The following is a 25,613-nucleotide window of genomic DNA, read 5'->3' as shown; positions in this document are numbered from 1 at the left end:
GGTAGCAGTTATTGCTCTTCTTTCCAGAAGTGATCATTTTCAAATAATTGATATAAGCCTTCCGCTCTAGATACCAAGTATGAAGCAAATACCAAATGACTTTTGTCTTTTGCTGTATGACGAATGTTTTCCGCCTGTACTTGCCACTTCATTGAGAAATTACGCAATACGTCACGTACGCTGCTCTCGGCGTCTGCGGTTATATGATCGCAAGGAACATCACCACTGATCACCCACACTTTTTCATTGTTGGTGGTTTGCAATTTCCAAACCGCAACCACAGGTGGTAAGTAACGACTTGATTCAGGTGCAACACTATTGGTTACCACACCTTTTTGTGCCAGATACTTGGTTGCTTTTTGATATTGTTCTCTAACCCATGCAGAGCGTTGCTCTTCGCTCATAGGCGGTTGTTGGTTTGTTTCTGTCATAGTACTTCTCTGAGAATCTGAATCTGCTCAATTTCGCAGAATTGCAACATAAAAACAAGCATTATTGATACAGATGCTGAAAAATTACACTGTAATTTTATCTGAACAATTATAGACGTTGAAATTGCCATTAATTACGGTAGAAAAGATAGAGTCTTGCGCACGAAAATGCTATGTTTGCCCATTATTTTCATCTGTGCACAACAGTCTTCAATATTAAGCACACAAATAACAAACATCGGGAGAATATTGTGGCGCTATTTAACTTAACCGACTTTGATCACCACGAACAGGTTGTTTACTGTTCTGATGAACAAACCGGATTGAAAGCCATCATTGCAGTACACAATACCAACCTAGGCCCTGCGGCTGGCGGTTGTCGTTTTTGGGATTATGAAAACGAAGAGAACGCCTTAAAAGATGTATTGCGTCTTTCAAAAGGTATGACGTATAAAAATGCTATGGCCGGTTTAAGACTTGGCGGTGGTAAAGCGGTTATCATTGGTAACCCAAAACAACTTAAATCAGACGCTTTATTTAAGGCGTTCGGTCGCGCGGTAAACCGTGTCGGTGGTCGTTATATCACTGCCGAAGATGTTAATATCACGACCGCAGACATGGCCATGGTTAATACCGAAACAGAGTTTGTTTCTGGTCTAGAAGGTAAAAGTGGTAACCCTGGTCCATTTACCGCACTTGGTACATTCCTAGGTATTAAAGCCGCGGTTAAACATAAACTGGGTAAAGATGATTTGAACGGCATTCGTGTCGCTGTGCAAGGCTTAGGCAGTGTTGGTTACTCTTTATGTGAAAAGCTTCATGCAGCCGGTGCAAGCCTGATCGTTACCGACATCAATGAACACACATTACAAAGAGCGGCTAGCGAACTGAACGCGACCGTCGTTGGTCTAGACGAGATATACAGCCAAGATGTTGATGTGTTTTCACCATGTGCGTTAGGCTCAAGCATTAACGATGATACCATTGCTCAATTAAAAGCCGTGATTATCGCCGGTTGTGCCAATAATCAGCTGGCCGAATACCGTCACGATCAAATCGTTAAAGACAAAGGCATTTTGTACGCACCAGATTATGTGATAAACGCTGGCGGCATTATTAACGTTGCCTTAGAAATCTATCCAGAGCCTTACTGTGCCGACGAAGCGACACGCTTGGTAGAGAATATTTATCACACAATGATGACGGTGTTTACTAAGGCAGACGAGTTGGATCTACCAACGGGACAGGTTGCCGATCAAATGGCGCGCGAGATCATCGCCAACGGTCACCAATAAAAAACAGCAAAAGCAAAAGTAAATAAACAAAAAAGGTAAGCCAATGGCTTACCTTTTTATTTTGCGAGTTAGATTCGATAGCAGCACTGGCTACAAACACATGACGATTTTACCAACCGTCCTCTGACTAAGCATATCGTTTAACGCCGTAGGTACTTGCTCAATTGTAATTGACGCAAGTGAAGGCACTGCAATCTTACCCGCCTCAACAAGTTGACTAAATTGTTGACCCGCAAAAACGATACTGGCCTTACCCAACCGGCCATGGCCATGACCGGCTCCTAATGACAATTGATGAAAGCCAAGCCCCATTAAAAACGCATTGTCATAGGCATCAGGTCTAACGACATCGACTATCTCGACCATTTGCCCATCAAAACGAAGACTATTGGCGACAATAATATCGTTATCTGCACCAACGGTATCCAAGCCGATATCGACGCCCTGTTGATTGGTTATTTGTTTTACTCGAGCAACAACATCATCACTTTGATAGTCAATAACATCAGTCGCACCAAGCTGAGATACGAATGCTGCATTTTTTGCCAAGCATGTGGCGATAATGGTGTCTAACTGAAAGTAACGTGCCAATTGCACCGCAAAAGAACCAACCCCGCCAGCACCACCAGTAATTAGCACGCTGTTACGGTCTGCAACATTAAGTTTGTCAACTAGAGCACGCCATGCAGTCCAACCAGCGCACGGTGTCGCAGCCGCGATTGCGACATCCACAGCGGGTAAAGGCAATAAGACTTCTGAGTCTTGTATACAATACTCGGCAAAACCGCCATAAGCTCTGAGCATATTGCCATGACATAGCACCATATCTCCGGCCTTAAATTTATCGACCTTGCTGCCAACGTCAACGACCTCTCCTACTACGTCTAATCCAGGCACCCATTGCGCTGACATGTCATTAACCATTGCTTTCCATAAATGGATTTTTGCATCGACCGGGTTAAGGCCACAGGCGTGGGTTTTAAGCAAGACATCGGTCTCGTATTGTAATTTGGGGATCTCGATGTTGGACAATGCGAAAGTATCGCTGTGCGGATCAAAGGTAACGGCTTTCATGTTTTAGCACCGCCTATCTCTAGGAACTATTGTTTACATAACACGACTATGGTTTACATAACACTATAGACAAGGCTAATGGAACCGCAATAAGAGCGAATAAGCTGACGTTAAGCGCCATAAACTTGGCAGCTTAACAGGCTATGATTTACAACGAGATAGGTACGCTAAGCTAACAAAGATAATCGCGCTAACCGCGCTCACAGCGTATTTTTGTTAAATTATGCTACGGTGATCAAATAACGGTTAATGACAGTGCCAGATGCATCTTCAACCACTGAGTCAAGTTGTCCCTGACAGGCACGGATCATATTATTCGATGCTAGATTGTGTTGATAACAATGCAGGTGCACACAGCTGATACCGAGTTGCTCGGCTTTGTCTAGGGTCAATTGCAATAATCGTTTTGATAATCCTTGGCCACGCAATTCAGGGCTGATACCAAGGCCAATGTGGCCACCAATCTCGCGAATACTGTCATCGAGGTAATGGCGTAGGTTACTCACCCCAAGGATCTGCTCACCATCCATAAGCCAAAACGTTGAGCTGGCAACTTTGCCCGTTACCTTACCGTCTTTTAGGTCTTGCATTAACGCAATGTATTGAGCAAAGTCAGTAGAGTCATAATCGAGTACAAACGGGTAGCGCTCTTCATCACCTAAACGCTCAATATAATGCTGATAAGCCTGCTGGTATTGCAGGCTGGGCTCTATAATTTTTACGGCAGTGTGACAAACAATCATTATTAGTGTGCTCTGATATTAAATGTGGCTAAGCAATGCTTGAACCGGGTGTCGTAGTCGTTTTTGGCCAAAACGTTTTACTTGTGAGCGACAAGAAAAGCCAGTGGCGAGTTGGTAATTGGTGTCACCGGAGGCAACCGGTTTCTGCCAACTTAATTTATACAAGCCTTTTGAGTTATCGTAATGACTCGCTTCATGTCCATAGGTGCCTGCCATACCACAACAGCCGACCGCCATAGGTTGCAGTTTTAAACCAAAGAATTCAAAAATGGTTTGCCAATGTTGCTCACTCGCAGGTAATGCAGTTTTCTCGGTACAATGGCTAAACAATTGATAAATCGGTAGATATTTCTGTTCCGGCTGATCCATATCAGCAATGATCTGAGTTAGCCATTCGTGTGCCAACAGCACCTCAAAATCCCCCCGTTCATCCGCCAGAATTTGCTTGTATTCATCGCGGTAACACAACACTAATGACGCATCAGAGCCGACCATGGTAATATCAAGTTGAGCAATCTGATTCAGTAAATCGCTGCTGGTTTTGGCGGTTTTAGCAAATTTCTCTAAAAAGCCTTTCACGTGTTGCGGCTTACCATTTGGCATAAACGGTAACAACACAGGATCAAAGCCCAGCCCTTTAATAAGTGCCATAAAGTCACTGACCACTTCAGCATCATAAAAACTGGTGAACGGGTCTTGCACCACGACAACCAGTTTATTACGTTCCTCATCGGTTAATTTGGCAAAACCAGCAAGATCAAATTTACGATAGTCATGGCTTTTAATATTGTTTTTCAAACTCGGAACCGACAGCAAAGGCGTATCAACATAGCCTAGAACCTGCTTGGAGAATATTGAAAACAACTTATTATCGACGGTTAGATTTACCAATGATGGCAACATCGCCATCTTCGGTGCCATAGATTCGATGTTACTTACAAAGTGATCTTTTAAAGGGCGCAAATAGCGTGAGTAATAAACTTCACTGAATCTGGCTTTAAACTCTGGCACATCAACTTTAACCGGACATTGACTGGCACACGCTTTACACGCGAGACAACCACTCATTGCCTCCATCACTTCGTTGGAAAAGTCGTATTGCCCTACCTTGCCCTTAACACTATTGACTGTTTTTATCGCCAATGATTTGATGCTAAAGCCTTTTGCTTGACGGCTTAGATCATTAAAATCAACGCCTTTGTCCGCCAGCAATCGCAACCATTCACGCATTAATCCGGCACGACCTTTAGGAGAATGTCGTCTATCACCGGTGATTTTGCTCGATGGGCACATTGGCGATTTCGGATCAAAATTAAAGCACAGGCCATTACCATTACAGTTGGTCACTGATGGCAGTGACTCTCGAATTCGAACCGGTATTTGTCTATCGTAAAAGCCACGTTTCACACCATCGACACTGACCAATTGCTCTGTTGAGTCTAATGGCGTGCAAATTTTACCGGGATTCATTTTGTTTAACGGGTCAAACGCGCTTTTGATGCGACGTAATTGCATAAACAATTCATCACCAAAGAATTCAGGTCCATACTCACTGCGATAGCCTTTGCCATGCTCACCCCACATTAAACCACCATATTTGGCCGTCAATGCGACAACCTGATCGGAGATTTCTCGCATGGTTTGCTCTTGTTGCGGATCGCACATATCTAACGCAGGTCGAACGTGCAATACACCGGCATCGATGTGGCCAAACATGCCGTAATCTAACTGGTAGCTGTCAAGTAATTGTCTGAACTCAAGTATAAAGTCGGCTAAGTTTTCCGGTGGTACCGCAGTATCTTCGGCAAATGCGATAGGTTTGGCTTTGCCTTCGGTATTACCGAGCAAACCAACGGCCTTTTTGCGCATACCGTACAAACGATTAATAGAGGCTAAATCGTAGGTTACTTGATAGCCAATAACACCTTGTTGTTGCTGTTCAATATTGTCATTTAGGCGCAATTGTAATTGCTCTATCAGTTCAACAACTTCCTGCTCACTGTCGCCGGCAAATTCAACTATGTTCAGGCCATCCATAACCTTGCCTGCAACATCGGTGATCAAATCTGATACCGAATACCAAACCACATCCGATTTAGCGAGATTAAGCACTCGACTGTCAACGGTTTCCACCGATAGCGCGTTGGCTTTAACCAAATCAGGCGCATGACGCAACGCCGACTCAAAACTGTCGTATTTGATGTTCAGCAAGGCGCGGATTTTGGGAATGGGGGTAATATTTAGCTTGGCCTCGGTGACCATTGCCAATGAGCCTTCGGAGCCGGTGATCAAACGACCAATATCAAACCTAGATAAATCATCGTTAAACACATTTTCAAGATCATAGCCCGTCAAAAAACGATTCAAGCGAGGAAATTTAGCCAAGATCTTTTCACGATTATCAAAACACGCTGAAAATGCGGTTTGATATACTTTAGCTTCACTGTCTTGGCGAGCAATTATCGCCTCAACTTCGTCACGAGATTTACTTTCGGTATGCATCTCATCGCCGTTGGCGAGTACGCAACGTAATGACAATACATGATCAGAGGTTTTGCCATAAAGCAGTGAGCCCTGGCCTGATGCGTCGGTATTGACCATACCACCAATGGTTGCTCTGTTACTGGTCGACAAGTCTGGCGAAAAGAAAAACCCCAAAGGTTTAAGAAATTCATTCAGCTGATCTTTTACCACACCCGCTTGAACTTTGACCCAATGCTGTTCGGTATTTACTTCTAGGATTTGCTTCATATGGCGCGACATGTCAACAACGATACCCGGTGTCAATGACTGGCCATTTGTGCCCGTACCACCGCCACGTGCGCTGAATTTTATCTCTTGAAACTTATCGCTTGTTGCCACCGCATTGATGATTTTGACATCTTCCACGGTTTTTGGGTGGATCACCGCTTGCGGGACTTGTTGATAGACACTGTTATCGGTCGCCACCGCTAAACGTGACGAATAACTGGTTTCAATATCACCTTTAAAACCGGCTTTCTTTAACGCTTTAGCGTAGGTTTGATACAAAGGTAAGGTTATATCTGTGCTATCTAAACGAGGCAACATATCCTAGATTCATTCTGTTTATTACGGCAGGCATTAATAATGCTAAAAATTTGTTATAAAAACAATGGGTTTATCCAGTAATTTAGCGACATTGAGCGAATTGTATAAGCAGATGACTATTAATTCATAATTGGCGAATATTAACCATTAAAAAAGGGCCCGAAGGCCCTTTTACACATTATTGCCGTTAAGCAGCTAACTATTTGTTGTTTTGCTCAGCAAGGTATAACCAGGTATCAAGTACAGTATCTGGGTTAAGAGAAACCGAATCGATGCCCTGTTCAACTAACCAGTGGGCAAAGTCTTTGTGATCCGATGGACCCTGACCACAAATACCAACGTATTTACCACGTGCCTTACACGCGTTAATGGCCATCTCAAGTAGTGCTTTGATGGCTGGGTTGCGCTCATCAAATAAGTGAGCAATCAAACCAGAGTCGCGGTCAAGCCCTAGGGTTAGCTGGGTCAAATCATTTGAGCCAATCGAGAAACCGTCAAAGTGATCTAGGAACTGGTCCGCTAAAATGGCGTTAGATGGTAGCTCGCACATCATGATAACTTTTAAGCCATCTTTGCCACGCTCTAGGCCGTTTTCAGCGAGAATCGCAATCACTTGCTCAGCTTCTTCTAACGTACGTACAAATGGGATCATGATTTCAACGTTGGTCAAGCCCATGTCATTGCGAACCCGTTTGATGGCTTCACATTCCATCGCGAAACATTCACGGAAATCTTCAGAGATATAACGAGACGCACCACGGTAGCCGATCATTGGGTTTTCTTCTTCCGGCTCGTAGATATCGCCACCAACTAAATTGGCGTATTCGTTAGACTTAAAGTCTGACATACGAACGATAACACGCTCTGGAGAGAACGCCGCTGCTAAGGTTGAAACACCTTCGGTAAGCTTTGTGATGTAGAATTCACGCGGCGACTCGTAGCCTGCCATGATTTCTTTGATCTCTTGCTGTAAATCCGCTGATTCGTTATCAAAGTTCAATAACGCTTTAGGGTGCACGCCGATCATTTTGTTGATAACAAATTCTACGCGAGCTAAGCCGATACCAGCATGAGGTAGACGGGCAAAGCTAAACGCACGATCTGGGTTACCAACGTTCATCATGACTTTCATTGGAATACTTGGCATGTTGTCGATTTCAGACGTCGACACAGAGTACTCAAGTTGACCTTCATAGATAAAACCGGTATCGCCTTCCGCACACGATACGGTGACATCACTGCCGTCACTGATTTTAGCGGTGGCATCACCACAACCAACAACCGCTGGAATACCCATTTCACGGGCGATAATCGCCGCGTGACAAGTACGACCGCCACGGTTAGTGACAATCGCTGATGCGCGTTTCATGATAGGTTCCCAATCAGGGTCAGTCATATCTGTGACCAGAACATCGCCTTCTTGAACCTTGTCCATTTCATCAATTGAGTCCAGTACTTTTACTTTACCTTTACCAATTTTGTTACCAATTGCACGACCTTCACAAACAACTTTAGACTTGTCTTGCAGTTGGAATTGCTCAATTACGTTAGCACTTTCACGGCTACGGACTGTTTCAGGACGCGCCTGGACAATGTATAGCTTACCGTCTAGGCCATCTTTGGCCCATTCGATGTCCATAGGACGACCGTAATGCTTTTCAATGATTACCGCTTGCTTTGCTAGCTCTTCAATCTCGGCATCGTTAATCGAGAAGGTATCAGATACAGCTTCGTCGATATCAACGATTTCAACTTGCTTGCCGTGCTCTTGCGTGTCAGCGTAAATCATCTTAATGGCTTTTGAACCGATGTTACGGCGCAATACCGCAGGACGACCAGCAGCTAGAGTTGGTTTGTGTACGTAGAACTCGTCCGGGTTAACCGCACCTTGTACAACCATTTCACCCAAACCAAAGCTCGAGGTGATAAACACCACATCTTCAAAGCCAGATTCGGTATCAATACTGAACATAACACCGCTTGACGCGATATCTGAACGAACCATGCGTTGAATACCAGCAGATAAGGCAACACCGCGATGGTCGTAACCAGAATGCACACGATAAGAGATCGCACGGTCGTTAAATAAAGAGGCAAAGACATGTTTGATGGCCGTCATCACCGCATCTAAGCCACGTACATTTAAGAACGTTTCCTGCTGACCGGCAAATGACGCGTCAGGCATATCTTCGGCGGTTGCAGACGAGCGTACAGCGAATGACGCTTCTGCACTAAATTCACCGGCTAGTTGCGCGTAAGCATCTTCGATATCTTTTTGCATTTCAGGAAGAAACGGCGTATCGATAATCCATTGACGAATTTTCGCGCCACACTCGGTTAGAGCACTGATGTCATCAACGTCTAAATTATCTAATTCAGCATAGATTTTTTCATTGATACCTGATTGCTCAAGAAAGTGATTAAATGCAAAGGAAGTGGTCGCGAAACCACCTGGTACTTGAACCCCGACGTTAGCCAGGTTTGAAATCATTTCACCTAATGATGCGTTTTTACCGCCAACGCGGTCCACATCGCCCATACCCAGGTCTTGGTACCAAAGTACATTTTCTTGCACGTCGTTCTCCTAACAAGAATTAAGCTTATTGTAATAATGGGGACTGACTTATATTTTCAGCCTCCCTTAAAATTCATCGACATTTTACACATTAACAAGATAAACTAAAACCCAACATGTAAGTTTTTAAATGACATTTCACAAGAGTTACCAAATGCGCACAGCTTTTTACATTTCCGACGGTACCGCAATCACTTCTGAAGTCTTTGGACACGCCCTACTTTCGTTGTTCCCTATGGAATTTGAGCATGTCACCATTCCCTTTGTAGAGACCGTGGATAAAGCCGAAGAGGTCAAAAAACAGATCAATTTAACCGCCAAACGCAGCGGCGAAAAACCGTTCGTTTTTCACACCTTTGTCAAGCCCGAAACCCGTGAGATCATTGACTCTAGCGATGCGGTTATCTATAACTTTCTCGAGCATTTTGTAAACCCTGTTGAACAAGAGCTGGGAATTACCGCAAAACCTAAATCACATCGTACCCATTCTATCCATGAAAATAGCTACGATTATCGCATCGATGCCGTGAATTTTGCCTTAGCAAATGACGATGGCAGCAAAGTAACAGATTACGAACACGCTGATGTAATTCTAGTTGGCGTATCTCGTTCAGGCAAAACCCCAACCTCGTTGTACCTTGCGTTGCAATATGGCATTAAAGCCGCAAACTACCCATTTACCGACGATGATATGGACGATTTAGCTCTGCCTGAGTTTCTTAAAAAACATAAGAAAAAATTATTTGGTTTAACCATAGAACCACTGCGATTGCGGGAGATCAGAGACGGTCGCATGGCGAACTCAAAGTATTCCTCGTCACGCCAGTGTCGCATGGAGGTTCGCGAAGTTGAAAAGCTATATAAGAAGGAACGCATTCCTTATATCAATACCACCAGTTTTTCGGTAGAAGAGATCTCGGCGAAAATCATCTCTGAAGCGGGTTTACAACGCTACAAATACTAGTAACGATGTTATTACATACTACAATAGTGTAATTAATCCTTTAATAGTCGTTATTTATATAAGCAAAACGGTTCCAAAGAGAGCCGTTTTTGATATAGTTAGCGCCTTTATTTTTTGTAAGCTCAAGAATTTACATGACAATTAAAACCGATGAGTTTCGCACCTCGCTGATCGATCACTTGATCTCACCAGCGCAATTGGCTCGCGATATTCCTTTGTCTGATGAAAATGCGCAATTTATCATCAACTCACGTTCTGTCATTGAAGATATCATCAGTGGTAAAGACAAACGTTTGTTAGTGATAATCGGCCCGTGTTCTATTCATGACACTGAAGCCGCGTTGGATTACGCTCGCAAACTTAAGACGTTACACGATAAATACATTAATGAAATGTATATCGTTATGCGCGTTTATTTTGAAAAGCCACGCACTACGGTTGGCTGGAAAGGCCTTATTTCAGATCCTGATTTAGATAAATCGTTTAATGTTGAGAAAGGCTTGCACCTGGCTCGCAACCTGTTGATGCAAATCAACGACATGGGATTGCCTACTGCCACTGAATTCTTAGACATGGTTACCGGTCAATATATTTCCGATCTGATCAGTTGGGGAGCCATTGGCGCTCGTACCACCGAATCACAGGTTCACCGTGAACTTGCCTCGGCACTGTCTTGCCCTGTTGGCTTTAAAAACGGTACCGATGGTAATGTTAAAATCGCTATGGACGCCATTAAAGCGTCTAGTGTTCCACATGTATTGTATTCACCTGATAAAACCGGACAAATGTGTATCTACCGCACCGCGGGCAATCCATATGCGCACGTTATATTGCGTGGTGGTAAACAGCCAAATTATGGTGAACAGCACATCGATGCGGCATGTGAACAATTAACCAGCGCCGGCATTACCGCCAGTGTGATGGTCGATTGCAGTCACGGTAATTCAAGCAAAGATCATAATCGTCAAATCAATGTAGCCGAAGATATCGCCACCCAAATCAGCAATGGGTCTGATAAAATCTTTGGTGTTATGATTGAAAGCTTTTTGGTTGCCGGAAACCAAAAAGTCATTGAGGGTGAAGAAGACAAGCTTGTTTATGGACAAAGCATTACCGATGCTTGTGTCAACTTAGAACAAAGCGAAACCATTCTCGATATATTACAAGCCGCTAAGCAATAAACGCGACGCGCTTAATCAATACCGCAAAAGCCTTGTCTGATGACAAGGCTTTTTTTATGGTCAATGGCTGGCGGTTACTAAACTAGATGCTTGTTAATATGCTCCCCTATGTGCTTAATAACCACTTTACGTTTGTCATCAAAAGCATGCTGAAAGCTTAGCCGCAGGCATTGCTGATAGTCGTTTTTATGAGAGAACAACATCCCTGGGGTGATCACAATATCGTCAGCGAGTAATTGTTGATACAACGCTTGCGTATTAAACGATTGAGGCAACTCGACCCATAAACAAATACCGCCATCTGGATTGGTGTAACGACTTTCATGCGGCCAATACTGCTCCAACAATGATAGTAACTGCCGTTTTTGCTGCGCTAACTGCAGGCACATTATGTTGATGTGCTTGCGGTAATCACCAGATTGCATAAAAGCAGCGACCCCAGCCTGAATCGAACTGCTGCAAGCCAGCAGACTGCTTAGCTTTAACTGCTCTACTTGTTTTTGCCAACGCCCTGCTACGATCCAGCCAACACGAATATCTCGAGACAGGCTTTTAGAAACTGACGAGGACAAAATCACCCGTTGTTGGCTGTCTAGCGTTTTTAATGCGCTGACCGAATCATTAAACGCCAACTCACCATAAATATCGTCTTCAATTACCGCAATATCGTGTTTATTAGCAAGGTCAATCAATGCTTGCCTGTGATGATTTGGCATCAAGCTGCCCGTTGGTGTGGCAAAATTAGGCGTAACCACACACGCTTTCACTGGCCATGTCTGCAACGCTTGTTGCAGTTGATCTATGTCTAATCCCGTTACAGGGTTGGTCGACACCTCTATCACATTAAGCTTAAGTTGCGCTAACAGCTGCAATACGCCATAAAAGGCAGGACTTTCAACAATAATCGTGTCATCCGCTTGGCATACGGCCATTAGCGCCAACATAAGGCCATGTTGGCAGCCAGCGGTGATACACAAGTCATCGGCATTAATGCTTACACCACGTAAACGGTACCTAAGACTGATTTGCTCACGCAGTGTTTGATTGCCTTTGGGCGTGTCGTAGTGACTGGTGCGGTAATGCAGATCTTCTCTAAACGCTCGACGAATATGTTTGTTTAACGAGAGTATGGCGTTACTTGGCGTATGGTGTTTATCAGTCGGTAAAATATCGAATGCCGCCTCTTTAGCCATTACCTTATGAAATACATCAGACAACGAGATACTTTGTCGGCTAAGCTCTGGGAAATGTTGTTTAGGCACATTGTTATTGGCGTGCTCTGGCGGTTTAACAAAATAGCCAATCTTGGGTTTCGCCTCGATAACCCCTGTGGCCTCTAAATCATTGAGTGCGCTAATCACGGTATTTTTAGCCAACTGATGCTCTGCCATCAATGCTCTAATCGACGGCAGTTTTTCACCGGGCTGAATCAAACCAGATTGTATTTGCTCTGTTAGTTTACGACTCAATTGTTGATACAAGGTCGCCATTACATAGTCTGTCCTATAAACGCGCTGTCCTATAAACGCGCTAACCAATAAACACGCTATCTAATAAAAACACGACCCTATAAACATGCCAAGCACACACACTTAAAAGTTCTCTTCATTTATATTAGAAAAACCATCTGTACCCATAGTAATACAATTTTCTGTACCTGTAACCATTAAGGCGGAACAAATAAAATACGCCCCAACACAGCGCCATAATTTGCACGCCATTACACAGAGGTTCAGCTATGAGTCGAGGCACCCAACCTAACCAGATCATTTTCCAAACCGCCAATATTGATGACAAAATATATATCAAGGAACAAACCGGTAAGTTTCAAAAAATAAGACGTTATTTGGCAAGCATATTAACCATCATCTTTATCGGCCTACCGTTTGTGCCATACCAAGGTCAACAAGCGATTCTATTTGATGTTGGTGCGCAAAAGTTGCACTTGTTTTCCTGGATTTTGTACCCTCACGATCTGCTGATTTTCGTTTATCTGTTTATCATTGCTGCATTCGCGTTGTTTTATATTTCCAACCGATACGGGCGCATTTGGTGTGGTTATTTATGTCCGCAAACAATTTGGAGCCTGTTGTTCTTTTGGTTGCAGTTTCGAGTCGAAGGTAATGCTCAAGCGCAAAAACGCCTTGATAAGTTGCCGTTTGGTGCCTCTAAAGTGATCCGCAAAGGCATCAAACATGGCCTTTGGTTGCTTGTCTCCTTGTTTACCGCAACCACATTTATGTCTTACTTTTTGCCCGCCACACAGCTTTACAGTGAGTTATTCACTGGTCAATTAGCCGCTTTATATTGGGGTTGGATCCTGACCTTTATGGCCTGTACCTATATTAATGCTGGCTGGATCAAAGAGAAGATGTGCGAACATATGTGCCCTTATTCTCGTTTTCAATCTGCCATGGTCAATGAAGCGACCAAACAAATAACCTACGACAACAGCCGAGGTGAACCAAGAGGCCCCCGTAAACTATCTAAACCTAACGCTCAGGTTCAAATTCATGATGCAGCGCACGAAAAATTACACAAGCTATCTCAAAATAAGCAACGCACTAATTCCCTTGGTGATTGCGTTGATTGTAATTTGTGCGTGCAAGTTTGCCCGGTCGGTATCGATATAAGACAAGGTTTTCAGTACGAATGCATAAGTTGCGGTTTGTGTATTGATGCTTGTGACCAAGTCATGAGTCGCTTTAACTATGCCAAAGGCTTGATTCGCTATCATGGCAAAGTTAAAGGCAAACGTTCTCACTCTCTGGCCTATATCGGTTTGATTGGCATCTTCTCGGTACTCTTTATCATCTGGATGGCAAACCGACCTATGTTTGAGTTAAACATCATCAAAGATCGTAATGTCTTATACCGTGTGGTTGATGATCAACGAATCGAAAATACCTTTGAGCTAAAACTGATCAATAAAACCCAACTCAAAGAAACCTTCACGCTATCACTTAAAGGTGTGCAAGGCTTTGAGCTTGTCAGTGATAAACCGATAGAAATTGATGCCGACTCAAGGACATCGGTGTTGGTCAATGTGTTGTCACCCATCGATCATAAGGCAAAGTTTGTACCGTTTGAGTTTGTCTTACGCTCTGATAATCACGCCATTAGCAGTAAATCTGTTTTTCATGGGAAATAGCGAGCACCCGCTAATAAATCCATTTATTAAACAGCGAAAAGGCAGACTATGATCTGCCTTTTTTAATCACCCTAAACAGCCAGTAGCCCAGTGCGGCACCGACAGCAAGCGAGATAGCAAGTGGCATAAACCAACTAAAAAAGGTTTGCCAAATCATTTGCCATTCGATACCTGCTTCACTGACAAACAATTGATTAGGGTTTAGATACGCATCATAGCCTGTCATTAACAACGCCATAACCAGGGCAATGAGCAAGGCGTAATTGATCATATGGCGCATGTCTAAGACCTTGTTATCGCATTATCTTATTGAGTAAGCCATCGCTGGCGTCTTCGATAAGATCAAGCACCAATTCAAAGCCACGGCTGCCACCGTAATATGGGTCTGGAACTTCTCGATGCTCATAGTTGTCAGCATAATCGAGAAACAGTTTTACTTTATGTTGGTGCTCTTCGGGAGCAAGTTTCATCAAGCCACGAAGGTTATCGTTATCCATGGCTAAAATCAGAGAGAATTGTTGAAAGTCATCAACAACGACTTTGCGGGCTCGGATACCGGTAAAATCATAGCCCCTTGCTTGACCGGCTTTTTGTGAGCGAGGATCAGGCTGCTCGCCAACATGATTGGCTATGGTGCCTGCCGATTCAATCTCTATGTCAAAGCCATAAGCACGGGCTTTTTGTCGAAAAACAGCTTCTGCAGAGGGTGAACGACATATATTGCCCATACAGACAAACAATACCGAACTTACTTCATTGTGATTCATTGACGCTCCTGAGAATGTAATAACCGAACAACTAGACTACTCAATAGACTATTAATAGTGACATCTAATCCCGACTCTCGCCAACCTACATTGGTAATCGTTTTAAGTGAGAAAACGTCAACCGTTACAATTACATGCTAGCATGAATTAAATCAATTGCTTATTCGTCTTGGCAAGTATTGGCTGCAATGAGTATTTATGATTTGGCTTTTATTTCAGGCAGCTTGGTCGCGTGTATTTGCAACAAATAATAGCTCACTCTTTGCAAATTATTGAGCAGCCTCGATAAGTCTCTAACCGACTCTAATGTCGTGCTTCCCTGGGGCACATCCTTTTCCCCTTTGGCAATTTGGTTCATAACGTTATCACGGTACTGCTCGAGTACGCCGACATTATGTTCTTTGCATGCCAGCAACAACACATTGGCCTGTGTAAAGTTTTTAAGCTCAATGGCATCAATCACCAAATCAATGGTGTAGGTAATTTCTGCGGCGACGCTGATCAAGGTTTTATCTTTGCTGCTATTGATGCTGACGATATCTTTGTCGAGACAACGCTCGTGCAACCTTTGCATGTGATCAAGCAAGTGAATAAGCGATACCAGTGTCGGCCAATTTTGCTTGTCTTGTTTATTAAGGTGGATCAGATCCAAATACTCGTGGGTTTGATCTAGCGCCATTTCTAACTGACTAAATTCAACTTTTGCGTCTTTGTCTGCCGGGTTAAAGAGGTATTTTATATAATCAAGTAAATCCACCAATTGCGGTAACAAAGCGGCGTTGGTGGCGGTCAATGCAACATCTGGATGGCGCACCAAGGATTTATCTAAAGTGTCGGTATATCTAGGTGCTTTGCCCCCCACCAAAGTCATCATCATTAAGGCAAATTGCTTAGTGAACGGCAATACAATGAACACACCAAGGCAGTTAAACACAGTATGAAATGCCACTAATGCTATTTCACCATTTGCTTGTAATTGGCCGGGAAAAAAATACTGATAGGCTTGAGTAAATGGCGTCAGTAAGATCAACGCACCAATGGCGGTAAACAAGTTATATACGACGTGGGAATATCCCGTGCGCCGTGCGCCTAACGAGCCGCCAACGGTGACCATTAAGGCGGTTATTGTTGTACCAACGTCCATGCCAATAACCAAAGCTGCGGCTTGGTTAAAATTGATTGCTCCGGCATACAAAGCGGTGATTGCCGTTGCAACGCCGGCACTCGATGACTGGGTGACGAGTGTAATAGCAATACCTATGGCAACAAGCTGTAATCGGCCGAGCAGATCATCATCAGGAAATTGTTGTGGCGTAATATATTGCTCAAGCTCGGCCATACCAAACTGCATTTGCCCAATGCCAACAAAGATCAAACCAAACCCGGCTAATACCAAACCGGCGCTGGCCAAGCGGCCTTTACCAAACAGTTTCATCAACGCACCGATAAAAATCACCGGTAACAGCACGGTTCCAAGTTTAAGCTTGAAGCCAAGCAAAGCCACCATCCAGCCAGTAATTGTGGTACCAATATTGGCACCAAAGATAATACCTAAACTTTCAGAAAAACTAATGATACCAGCACCAACAAACCCCACCGCGGCAACGGTCGTCGCACTAGACGATTGCAGCACAGCGGTGCTTATAGCGCCGGTAATAGCACCACTTGTTGGGCTTTTGGTAAAACGAATTAACGCAGTTCGCAAAGCACTGCCGGCAAGTTGCTGCAAGGCATTGGTCATAATGATCATGCCAAGCAAAAATATGCCAAGACCACCGATAGCGTTAATTAAGGTAAAGTTATCAATAATCGTCTACATTTTAATTGCTTAACTCCTATTATTAGAATAGTTTGTCCAATCAAAAATAACAGTCATGAAAGATTTATCAGCGTTGCCGTTAACCATCTTAGGTGGCATGTTATTGCTGTCGTTAGTGATATCACCAATAGCCAATAGGTTTAAGATTCCCAGAGTGTCACTGTTTATACTTTGTGGCTTGTGTATTGGCTACCTTAGTCCTGCTGGTGTGCATAGTCTTGCGCAAGAATGGTTTATTAGCATTTCAAACGTAACCTTGCTGATCATTAGTTATTTATTAGGAACGCGACTGACTCGCGATTATGTAAGTCACTACGCAAAAGCTGCATCCATCAGCACATTTGTCATCACCTTTTGTACGTTTTTCATCGTTTGTCTAGGACTGATATTGATTGGTTTCAGTCTTGAGTTAGCGGCAATAATGGCGGCAATTGCGATAGCCACAGATCCCGCTGCCACGTTGGATGTAATAAAAGAGTCGAAAGTAGAAAACCAATTCACTAAAGTCTTAGAGGGTATTGTCGCCTTAGACGATGCGATAGCCTTAATCGTGTTCTCAGTCGTGCTCTCTATCGTTAGTACCTTATTGATCCCAACTGATATAACCCCACCTATAGTGCATTTATTAAGAGAGCTTATTGGTGCTATTTTATTAGGGATAATCGTCGGTGCCATGCTGGTTGTATTATTAAATATGAAAAAACATGTTAAACGGCAAAACAAGTCTGTTTTAGTTGAATCTTTGGGCTTAATATTCCTAACAGGTGGGCTAGCATTAACGTTTGAATTTTCGTTTTTATTATCGGCAATGGTTATGGGGATCGTCGTGGTAAACTTTGCAGATGACTCGATTGATCATTTTCATGAACTTGAGTTTATCGAAAGCCCATTATTAGTGCTGTTTTTTATTCTTGCCGGAGCGTCAGTTTCCTGGAAAATAGAGCAGAACGTTGTATGGTTAGTGGTAAGTTACATCGTTTTACGCATTGCTGGGCGATTTATCTCGGGTTATTTAATACCAAGAAACACCATAGCTTCGCCTTCTCAACAATTACTTGGCATCGCGCTATTACCACAAGCGGGAATCGCTTTAGGCATGGCGCTCGTTGCTAGCCATCATTTTCCGCAACATGCAAACACCATCATTTCAACCACCATCGCTGTGACCATTTTTTTTGAAGTCGTAGGACCTTTTTTTACCGGCTATGCGATCAATCGTATTAAACGAGACAGTTAATCTCTAACATAAAAAAGGCTATATTGTTTAGCCTTATCTGCTGCGATTTGATTTGGTTTAGTTTGGGTTATATTAAAAGCCAATATAATGGCGAAACACAAACAAACAAATCGCAGTGATGTTAAACACTATGGTGATATAAAAGATCACCACGAAAGGTTGTTTTTGAGTTTTGTGGCGAAACAACTGTCTTGCCAACAGTGCCCCAGGCCAACCTCCTAGTAACGCCAACAAATGCAGCGAGGCTTCATTGGTACGCCACTTGCCCGTTTTGGCTTTATATTTGTCATGCCAATAAACCAAGAAAGTAACCAAGGAAATGATTAAAAAATAACTAATAATAATGCGAGTATTCAATATGTTAACTTAATAGTTAGGTTGCTATTAAAATAACACTGAAATGTCATCAATGGTACCTATCGCACCAGCATTAATGGCCTGTTGTCTCTCGTGTTCATTTAGAATACCAACAAACGGTGTCTTGCGGCGCAAACGGCGCATTTTAGCATCATCGCGAGTCATCTCTTTGATAAACACATCGGGTTGATGATACATCTCCAAAATGCTGACCCATGTAATGTACGCACCATAGCCTATACGCCCTGTTTCGCGACGCTGCTCCAACGTCTGCTGTACCTGTTCAAGTAATTGCGGTTCAGACAATAGTTTATGCGCCATCGCAGCATGCAGCACAATAATTTGCTTATCGATATATTCGTCTTTAATACCGCTTTTTTTAACCTGGTAAGGACGATGCTTTTTGTTTCGATTATGCTGACTGGTCACTTTACTCTCTTTGTTTACTTGCTGTCTTTGCTTTATGTTCTGTTCGCTTTATATTCTCTTCACTTTATATTATCTTCACTTTGTCTGCTCTCGACGCCTTGGCTAATGAAAATCTCGAGACTTACTGTCTAGCTCTAACAAGCAGTCACTAAGATCAATAAGCTTACCCGCGATAACATGCACCACATCCCCCTCGCGCTCTAATATGCCCTTTACCTTTAATATTTTACCACGCATGTAGGCTTTTTTCTGAGCCCGAGCCGTTGCCGCCCAAACAACCACGTTGATATTACCGCTGTCGTCTTCCAAAGTCACAAAGGTCACACCGCCTGCGGTTCCTGGAGATTGTTTGCCCGTGACTAAGCCCACCACAGTGACAAACGACTTATGATTTTTGCTAGCCAGATCTTGCATACGGGTAAAGTCACCAAGCAACCCTGATTGTGCTAACAAAGTAATAGGATGCTTATTTAAGGTCAGCCCTAGTGCCTGATAATCTTCATTTAACGTATCAAACTCAGACGGACTAATCAGGAACTCCGGCGACGGCTTGTCAGCAACCTGCGCGGCAGCAAATAGTGGTAAGTCGCTATCCTTATCCATCATTAACCAACGGCTTTGATAACGATCACCAGCAATGGATTTAAACGCATCACTGCTGGCCAACTGTTGTAAGTCTTTTTGGTTAATCGCTAACGCTCTGATTTGCTGCATATGCTGATAACCATGCTCAGGACGTTCAGCAAGTAAAGTCATCGCCGCTTGCTTTGATAAACCTTTCACCAAGCGAAAGCCCAGCCGTATGGCCAGATTATGTGGCTTGTCTTGTGGTTTGTCTTGTGGCTTGTTTTGTGGCTTATTGCGTTGTTCGTTTGGTTGGCAGTTTTGCTGATCGGGTAGCAAAACATGTTCGTATTCGGATTGATTAACACACACAGGCAACACCGTTATGCCATGGCGTTTGGCATCCTGAACTAACTGTGAGGCACTGTAAAACCCCATCGGTAAGCTGTTTAAAATTGACGCATAAAAGGCGTGCGGGTAATGATACTTTAACCACGCCGAGACATAAGCCAGCACTGCAAATGACGCCGAATGGCTTTCTGGGAACCCATACTCACCAAAGCCACAAATTTGTTCAAAAATACGCTCTGCAAAGTCCGTTTTATAGCCACGCTGTTGCATGCCATTGATCAGCTTCTCCTTAAACTGCATTAATTTGCCATTTTTCTTCCAGCTTGCCATCGCTCGTCGCAATTGGTCGGCTTCACCACCACTAAAGCCAGCAGCAACCATCGCCAGTTTAATCACCTGCTCTTGAAAAATAGGGACACCTAATGTGCGTTGCAGCACTTCTTTTACGGCATCAGAAGGATATTCAATGCGCTCCTCGCCATTGCGGCGCTTTAAAAATGGGTGCACCATATCCCCTTGAATGGGCCCTGGACGAACAATGGCGATTTGAATAACCAAGTCATAGTAGCTGTTTGGCTTTAATCTTGGCAGCATACTCATTTGCGCGCGTGATTCAATTTGAAAGACGCCAACGGTATCGGCACGTTGGATCATGTTATACACCTGTGCATCATCTGGCATACGAGTGATATCGGCAATGGATAAATGGCGCTGATAATGCTTGCTGATCATGGCAAAGCACTTACGAATAGCGCTGAGCATCCCCAACGCCAGTACATCGACTTTTAATAAACCAAGAGATTCTAGATCGTCTTTGTCCCACTGGATAACCGTTCGATCCTGCATCGCCGCGTTCTCTACCGGCACAAGCTCATATAATGGTCCTCGAGAGATCACAAAACCGCCGACGTGTTGCGACAAATGACGCGGGAAGCCGAGGATCTCCTGCACCAAAGCAATGAAATTTTGCCCTTGTCGTGAGCCAGGCTCCAATCCAAGTTCAACAATTTGCGCTTGCCAAGGCAGCGACTTATCCCGACGATTAATGTTCTTAATAAAAAACTCTAATTGCGTCACATTAATGCCTAATGCCTTACCCACCTCTCGAATCGCACTTTTCAGACGGTAACTGATCACCGTTGCTGCGATGGCGGTACGCTCTCGACCGTACTTGTTATAAATGTACTGGATCACTTCCTCACGGCGCTGGTGTTCAAAATCAACATCAATATCTGGTGGCTCGTTACGTTCCTTGGAAATAAAGCGCTCAAACAATACCGATATTTGTCGAGGATCAACCGAGGTGATTTCAAGGCAATAACAGACAATAGAATTGGCCGCAGAGCCGCGGCCTTGGTAAAGAATTTTTTGTTGCTGGGCAAACTGCACCACATCAAAGATGGTTAAAAAGTAATAGGCATAATCTAACTCTTCTATCAACCTCAACTCTTTATCTATGGTTTGTTGTATGGCTTTGGGCACCCCTTCCTTAAAGCGTTTTGTACTGCCAACAACAACCAGCTCCTTAAGGTAGTTAATCGCCGATTTGCCTTTGGGCACCAACTCTTGAGGGTATTCATAACGAAGACTGGCCAAATCAAATTGACAGCGGCGGGCGATATGCTCTGACTCAGCCAACCATTCTAGGGGAAACAGCTTTGCCAACTTATTGATTGGACGCAGGCAGCGTTCGGCATTCACCAACAAATCACGACCAAGTTGGTTAACCGCTTTGCCGTGTTCAATCGCCGTTAAAGTATGCTGCAGGCGCAAACGTGATGAGACGTGCATTAACGCACCACCGCAGGCGGTGATGGGTATCGCCAGATCTGCCGCCAATGTTTGACAGTAATGACGGTAACTGCTGTCATCCGCAGCCAAATAACGGGTATAGCCTAACCATAAGCGCGAACGGTGATATTTACACAACCATCGCCCCCATTCGCTGTCATTCTTATCAACGCTGCCACTGACAACCCCTTGCCCTTGTGGTAACCAAATCAACAAACAATGCTTTATGGACATCAGATCCCAATCTGACAATTGATAGCTGCCCTTTTCACTGCGTCGTCTGGCATTACTGATAATACGGCACAGCTCAGCGTAACCGCGGCGATCAGGGCACAGGAGAATCAGTTTTAAGCCTTGGTATTGAAATAAACTGCCAACAATCAACTCAACCGACAAGCTGTTGGCTTTTATTTCACTAAAGGCTCGAACAACACCAGCAACCGAACACTCATCGGTAATCGCCAACGAACGATAACCAAGAAACTCCGCCTGATTAACCAACTCTTCAGGGTGAGATGCGCCTTTGAGAAAGGAAAAATTGCTTTGACAATAAAGCTCAGCGTAAGCCACTTAGCCTCTCCTGATAGGTTTGAATGCGTTTATGACGCTCATGTCAACTGAACAAACCATGCACAAACCATTCTTGCTCAGGGGTGCGAAACAACCATAACCAACGCCCTTGTTCAGAGCAGGCAATAAAATAATCTCGCGCCATATATTGCTCATCCCACCAACCGCTAATAATGCGCTCAGGACCATGCTGTAATGTGACTTGTTCATCGAGTGGTAATGGTTGCGGTAATAACACACTGGGTCGATGACTTAACCCGCTGTTCTTTGTAATCTGTTGCTTGCCTCGCTTAGTATTGCCGTCTTGGCTGCGATTTAACAAAGGCTGGCAACAACGTACCGCCCGCTCAGGACGATGTTCATTGATGCTTTGCACTCCAACAATGGCGTTTTCTCCCAACTTGGCCTGTAACCTAGATACCAACTCATTCGCCGACACCGCGCCTTGCTTACCAGAGAATAAATCGGCCTTTTGGTAGTCATTGGCGTGCACTTGTTTGGCATCGACGGTTAAGGCAACGATAGGCGCTTCAATGCGCAGTGACTCTAACGTTAATTGACTCAACTCCAACCAACTTTGCGCACGATACTCACCATAAGCACTGCTAATCGATACGACTTTCGGTTCGACCTCATCATCACGAAAATGCAGTGTCAGTAATACTTGCTGACAACGTTTATCCCGTAACGATAAAAATCGTTCCAATAGCTCATATACCTTCAACAACGGTTTTTGCAGATACTGTAAATTACGGATTTCAAACAAGAGTTCAAGGAAATGACTGAATTGTTCACTGGGGTGAAAAAAACTCACCGGATGTTGTAACTGTGCCGTAAAGCGGCCCACATAGTTGACCAAGTCAATATCAAACCGTTTGGCAATCTCTGTTAAAGGCAACGCCAGTAGTTGATGCAACTGTTCAATACCAACACGTTTAAGGTTCTCTATGTTTTTTTTGCTAAGCCCGGTTTGCGCTAATGTGAGGGGTCGTAATGCCCGCTCAAGATACGGTTTATCCGCACTGATAATATCGCCATGATTTTTTGCCAACAGCATCGAACTGTATACGGAAAAACCTGTGCCATAGTGATAATCCACATCCAATTGTGCCAAATGGCTTGATAGCGCCAACCAATAATTATCCAGACCATGATAAAGCGTGAGCATATTGCTGACTTTCAGCAATAAACCGTTTGGCGGATATAAACAAATATCCGCGCTTAGCAGATATAACCAACGCGCTATGTGTTGCAAACGCTGTTGTTCAATGGCTTGATCATAAGGGTAGACTTTTAAATCTTGGCACAAAGAGGCTGCGCTGCCGAGCCCCATGCCGACATCGATGCCCTGCTGTAACGCACTGTGATTAACTTGCACCGCCGCATGAGTTTTCTCATCGACAATAATAATCGGGGTGCTGTCGTCATCAGCATACAACGAATTAAGCTGCAATTTAGGAAAGTGTAAATACAACCATAACGGCGGGCCACTATTGGCCACGGTGTTCTCCATTAATGAGCTCATGAAACGACGCGAACATCTGGGAACATAACGACATTATCGGCTTCAGGCACCGTAACTAACCATGGCCAAGATCGCCCTAAATGCACCACAAATGCTGCCGATGGCCAACCACGTTTACGTTTATTAATGGTCACTTCAAGGCCCTGCTGATGCGACGCTAAGGACAGGCTTAAATCAACAGGTAAGGCGATATCATCCGCTTTTTGTTGGCGCAATAAAAATTGCCGACAATCCCCGGTTTGAGCGGCCAGCTGCAATCGTTTGATTTGATGCACTTGTAACGGCTCGTCAAACCACAACAAGACATCACTGCAACAACCGCTTTGTAAACATTGCTCAGCAGCCCACAAAGCTTGATGCGCCTGCTCAGGATAAAGACATAGCAAGCGACTTTCATCAACATTGGCATATTGCAATGAAGGGCTATTTATAAGCCCAGGAGGGTTTATAAACACCAGCAATTGCTGTGCATCAGCATTCGCCATTAATGGCATCAGCAAGCGCAACTCACCAATACCGGGCTGAGTCAGTAACTCAATAACCCCGGATTTAGGGAAGCCGCCGCCTAATTTGCTGTCCAGCTGCTCATAGCCCGATGCACTAAACCCCTGGTTGTCATGATGTTCATCATTGCCATGCCATACCAGCTGTTTGTGCTTTAGAAGATCGATTAATTCATTCATAACTTTAAACCTGTATATTTATACAGTATAGTTACTGTGTTAACAGGGATCAAGAGCATTACAACAAATTAAAATGCATTACAGGTTAAGCAACCACCAAGTAAATTAAGATAAGCATATGAATTTTAAATGTTAAAATTTATATTAAGGTAAGTATTAAAACATTATCTAAAGACAGGTTATAAAGACGTCATGCAACATTGCAGCTAACGGCTATCGACACCAATAGCCTCATAACCATGACGTTAGCTGGTAAACTAAACTGAAATAGCCAAGTCAACACCTAACCATAGGAACCATAGCGACATGTGTGGACGATTAAATATAAGCGACGATCCTTTTGTAGAGCAGTTATTGCTTGAGTTGGGTATTGAAAACCCAAGGCAAAGAATGAATTTCTCGCGCTTTAAGCGTGCCACAGACAGCATATCAATTGTACGTGAGCACAATGGAGAACGACGTCTGGATGATGCCACTTGGTGGTTACTATTGGATAAAGACGAGCAAGGTTTTAAGCCATCTAAGTACACGTCGTTTAATACCCGTTACGATAAACTCAACGTGCCCCGTAGCGCCGGTTTTAAAGCATTTAGAGAATCACGCTGCGTCGTGGTGGCCAAAGGTTTTGGCGAAACAGAATTTGTTAATCGCAAACCCATTCATTACTTTGATATGACCGCTGAAGATGGAAGCGCGCTAGCCCTTGGTGGATTATACCGTCAGTGGTATCACCCACAAACCGGACAAACGGCACTCAGTTGCTCGGTTATTACCTTACCGCCGCACCCTAAGCTCAGTCATATCCACTCGAAAGCCATGCCATTAATTTTGCCTCAAGACGATGACAGCATTGCCATGTGGTTAAATGCTAACTTGCATAACGTCGAGGTATTTAACGATTTATTAAAGGCCAGATTGCCGCAAAACTTACTCGCTTGGCCTATCGACAAGCCCAGCCTGCATAACGCGATAGGTGAGCAACAGTTACTTGTCGCCGATTAAGTCGCTGTCCTGATCATCAAGACAGCGCTTGGTTT

20 protein-coding genes are annotated in these 25,613 nt (G+C 43.9%); 6 read left to right on the top strand and 14 right to left on the bottom strand.

Features of this window, described 5'->3' with window-relative positions; genetic code table 11:
• Positions 1 to 8 precede the first annotated feature (8 nt).
• On the bottom strand, positions 9 to 431 hold the full coding sequence (locus E2K93_RS16940; RefSeq protein WP_135440224.1) for a DUF4826 family protein: 423 nt from the start codon (positions 429 to 431) through the stop codon (positions 9 to 11).
• A 251-nt stretch (positions 432 to 682) separates the two neighbouring features.
• Here E2K93_RS16940 and E2K93_RS16935 point away from each other — a divergent pair, with 251 nt between their 5' ends.
• Positions 683 to 1,726, top strand: coding sequence for a Glu/Leu/Phe/Val family dehydrogenase (locus tag E2K93_RS16935; protein WP_135440223.1), 1,044 nt, complete (start codon positions 683 to 685; stop codon positions 1,724 to 1,726).
• A 90-nt stretch (positions 1,727 to 1,816) separates the two neighbouring features.
• Here the strand turns inward: E2K93_RS16935 and E2K93_RS16930 are convergent, their stop codons facing one another.
• The 4 genes from E2K93_RS16930 to ppsA all read right to left on the bottom strand — a co-directional run bounded on the left by E2K93_RS16930 (position 1,817) and on the right by ppsA (position 9,187).
• Entirely contained in the window at positions 1,817 to 2,800 is a 984-nt protein-coding gene (locus E2K93_RS16930; protein WP_135440222.1) for an alcohol dehydrogenase catalytic domain-containing protein, read from the bottom strand.
• Positions 2,801 to 3,021: 221 nt separating this feature from the next.
• Positions 3,022 to 3,543, bottom strand: a complete 522-nt coding sequence (locus E2K93_RS16925) for a GNAT family N-acetyltransferase (protein WP_135440221.1) — start codon at positions 3,541 to 3,543, stop codon at positions 3,022 to 3,024.
• A gap of 18 nt (positions 3,544 to 3,561) precedes the next feature.
• A complete protein-coding gene (locus tag E2K93_RS16920) occupies positions 3,562 to 6,612 on the bottom strand; it encodes an FAD-binding and (Fe-S)-binding domain-containing protein (RefSeq protein ID WP_135440220.1) in 3,051 nt (1,016 codons plus the stop codon).
• Between the two features lie 199 nt (positions 6,613 to 6,811).
• Positions 6,812 to 9,187: a phosphoenolpyruvate synthase gene (gene ppsA / locus E2K93_RS16915; protein WP_135440219.1), complete on the bottom strand. Its 2,376-nt coding sequence runs from the start codon at positions 9,185 to 9,187 to the stop codon at positions 6,812 to 6,814.
• Between the two features lie 154 nt (positions 9,188 to 9,341).
• On the opposite strand from ppsA, the gene E2K93_RS16910 reads away from it, so the two are divergent.
• Positions 9,342 to 10,151, top strand: coding sequence for a pyruvate, water dikinase regulatory protein (locus E2K93_RS16910; protein ID WP_135440218.1), 810 nt, complete (start codon positions 9,342 to 9,344; stop codon positions 10,149 to 10,151).
• A 134-nt stretch (positions 10,152 to 10,285) separates the two neighbouring features.
• Entirely contained in the window at positions 10,286 to 11,332 is a 1,047-nt protein-coding gene (locus E2K93_RS16905; protein ID WP_135440217.1) for a 3-deoxy-7-phosphoheptulonate synthase, read from the top strand.
• Positions 11,333 to 11,409: 77 nt separating this feature from the next.
• Here the strand turns inward: E2K93_RS16905 and E2K93_RS16900 are convergent, their stop codons facing one another.
• Entirely contained in the window at positions 11,410 to 12,822 is a 1,413-nt protein-coding gene (locus E2K93_RS16900; RefSeq protein ID WP_135440216.1) for a PLP-dependent aminotransferase family protein, read from the bottom strand.
• A gap of 248 nt (positions 12,823 to 13,070) precedes the next feature.
• Here E2K93_RS16900 and ccoG point away from each other — a divergent pair, with 248 nt between their 5' ends.
• On the top strand, positions 13,071 to 14,483 hold the full coding sequence (ccoG, locus tag E2K93_RS16895) for a cytochrome c oxidase accessory protein CcoG (protein WP_135440215.1): 1,413 nt from the start codon (positions 13,071 to 13,073) through the stop codon (positions 14,481 to 14,483).
• Positions 14,484 to 14,529: 46 nt separating this feature from the next.
• Here the strand turns inward: ccoG and E2K93_RS16890 are convergent, their stop codons facing one another.
• From E2K93_RS16890 to E2K93_RS16880, 3 genes are all read right to left on the bottom strand, one after another.
• A complete protein-coding gene (locus E2K93_RS16890; RefSeq protein ID WP_135440214.1) occupies positions 14,530 to 14,763 on the bottom strand; it encodes a hypothetical protein in 234 nt (77 codons plus the stop codon).
• 13 nt (positions 14,764 to 14,776) lie between these two features.
• Positions 14,777 to 15,250 (bottom strand): low molecular weight protein-tyrosine-phosphatase, encoded by a 474-nt coding sequence (locus E2K93_RS16885; RefSeq protein WP_135440213.1) that lies wholly within the window; start codon positions 15,248 to 15,250, stop codon positions 14,777 to 14,779.
• Between the two features lie 196 nt (positions 15,251 to 15,446).
• Positions 15,447 to 17,009 (bottom strand): Na/Pi cotransporter family protein, encoded by a 1,563-nt coding sequence (locus E2K93_RS16880; RefSeq protein WP_228445388.1) that lies wholly within the window; start codon positions 17,007 to 17,009, stop codon positions 15,447 to 15,449.
• A gap of 115 nt (positions 17,010 to 17,124) precedes the next feature.
• On the opposite strand from E2K93_RS16880, the gene E2K93_RS16875 reads away from it, so the two are divergent.
• Positions 17,125 to 18,306 carry a cation:proton antiporter gene (locus tag E2K93_RS16875; protein ID WP_135440212.1) on the top strand — a complete coding sequence of 394 codons (1,182 nt, stop codon included), beginning with the start codon at positions 17,125 to 17,127 and terminating at the stop codon, positions 18,304 to 18,306.
• Between the two features lie 72 nt (positions 18,307 to 18,378).
• On the opposite strand, the gene E2K93_RS16870 is transcribed toward E2K93_RS16875, so the two are convergent.
• The 5 genes from E2K93_RS16870 to imuA form a co-directional block, all read right to left on the bottom strand.
• Positions 18,379 to 18,663, bottom strand: coding sequence for a DUF1294 domain-containing protein (locus tag E2K93_RS16870; protein WP_228445386.1), 285 nt, complete (start codon positions 18,661 to 18,663; stop codon positions 18,379 to 18,381).
• Between the two features lie 27 nt (positions 18,664 to 18,690).
• Positions 18,691 to 19,092, bottom strand: coding sequence for a hypothetical protein (locus E2K93_RS16865; protein ID WP_135440210.1), 402 nt, complete (start codon positions 19,090 to 19,092; stop codon positions 18,691 to 18,693).
• Positions 19,093 to 19,194: 102 nt separating this feature from the next.
• Positions 19,195 to 22,368: an error-prone DNA polymerase gene (locus tag E2K93_RS16860; RefSeq protein ID WP_135440209.1), complete on the bottom strand. Its 3,174-nt coding sequence runs from the start codon at positions 22,366 to 22,368 to the stop codon at positions 19,195 to 19,197.
• A 43-nt stretch (positions 22,369 to 22,411) separates the two neighbouring features.
• Positions 22,412 to 23,893, bottom strand: a complete 1,482-nt coding sequence (locus E2K93_RS16855; protein WP_228445384.1) for a Y-family DNA polymerase — start codon at positions 23,891 to 23,893, stop codon at positions 22,412 to 22,414.
• Complete coding sequence (imuA, locus tag E2K93_RS16850; protein ID WP_135440208.1) at positions 23,890 to 24,576, bottom strand: translesion DNA synthesis-associated protein ImuA; 687 nt, start codon at positions 24,574 to 24,576, stop codon at positions 23,890 to 23,892. The genes E2K93_RS16855 and imuA overlap by 4 nt, the downstream gene beginning before the upstream one ends.
• Before the next feature lie 306 nt (positions 24,577 to 24,882).
• Between imuA and E2K93_RS16845 the strand changes: the two genes are divergently transcribed.
• Positions 24,883 to 25,578, top strand: a complete 696-nt coding sequence (locus E2K93_RS16845) for an SOS response-associated peptidase family protein (protein WP_135440207.1) — start codon at positions 24,883 to 24,885, stop codon at positions 25,576 to 25,578.
• Positions 25,579 to 25,613 lie beyond the last annotated feature (35 nt).

It is taken from the genome of Thalassotalea sp. HSM 43, from assembly GCF_004752005.1.
Taxonomy (GTDB): Bacteria; Pseudomonadota; Gammaproteobacteria; order Enterobacterales; family Alteromonadaceae; genus Thalassotalea_A.
The sequence above is the reverse complement of the archived record's forward strand: the minus strand, read 5'-3'. Positions and strand labels throughout refer to the sequence as shown.

Excerpts from the sequence above, each read along its gene's own strand:
- E2K93_RS16885 (WP_135440213.1), bottom strand. The coding sequence starts at position 15,250 with ATGAATCACAATGAAGTAAGTTCGGTATTGTTTGTCTGTATGGGCAAT.
- E2K93_RS16920 (WP_135440220.1), bottom strand. The coding sequence starts at position 6,612 with ATGTTGCCTCGTTTAGATAGCACAGATATAACCTTACCTTTGTATCAA.
- E2K93_RS16930 (WP_135440222.1), bottom strand. The coding sequence starts at position 2,800 with ATGAAAGCCGTTACCTTTGATCCGCACAGCGATACTTTCGCATTGTCC.
- ccoG (WP_135440215.1), top strand. The coding sequence starts at position 13,071 with ATGAGTCGAGGCACCCAACCTAACCAGATCATTTTCCAAACCGCCAAT.
- E2K93_RS16900 (WP_135440216.1), bottom strand. The coding sequence starts at position 12,822 with ATGGCGACCTTGTATCAACAATTGAGTCGTAAACTAACAGAGCAAATA.
- E2K93_RS16845 (WP_135440207.1), top strand. The coding sequence starts at position 24,883 with ATGTGTGGACGATTAAATATAAGCGACGATCCTTTTGTAGAGCAGTTA.
- E2K93_RS16905 (WP_135440217.1), top strand. The coding sequence starts at position 10,286 with ATGACAATTAAAACCGATGAGTTTCGCACCTCGCTGATCGATCACTTG.
- imuA (WP_135440208.1), bottom strand. The coding sequence starts at position 24,576 with ATGAATGAATTAATCGATCTTCTAAAGCACAAACAGCTGGTATGGCAT.
- E2K93_RS16875 (WP_135440212.1), top strand. The coding sequence starts at position 17,125 with ATGAAAGATTTATCAGCGTTGCCGTTAACCATCTTAGGTGGCATGTTA.
- E2K93_RS16855 (WP_228445384.1), bottom strand. The coding sequence starts at position 23,893 with ATGAGCTCATTAATGGAGAACACCGTGGCCAATAGTGGCCCGCCGTTA.
- E2K93_RS16890 (WP_135440214.1), bottom strand. The coding sequence starts at position 14,763 with ATGCGCCATATGATCAATTACGCCTTGCTCATTGCCCTGGTTATGGCG.
- E2K93_RS16925 (WP_135440221.1), bottom strand. The coding sequence starts at position 3,543 with ATGATTGTTTGTCACACTGCCGTAAAAATTATAGAGCCCAGCCTGCAA.
- E2K93_RS16910 (WP_135440218.1), top strand. The coding sequence starts at position 9,342 with ATGCGCACAGCTTTTTACATTTCCGACGGTACCGCAATCACTTCTGAA.
- E2K93_RS16940 (WP_135440224.1), bottom strand. The coding sequence starts at position 431 with ATGACAGAAACAAACCAACAACCGCCTATGAGCGAAGAGCAACGCTCT.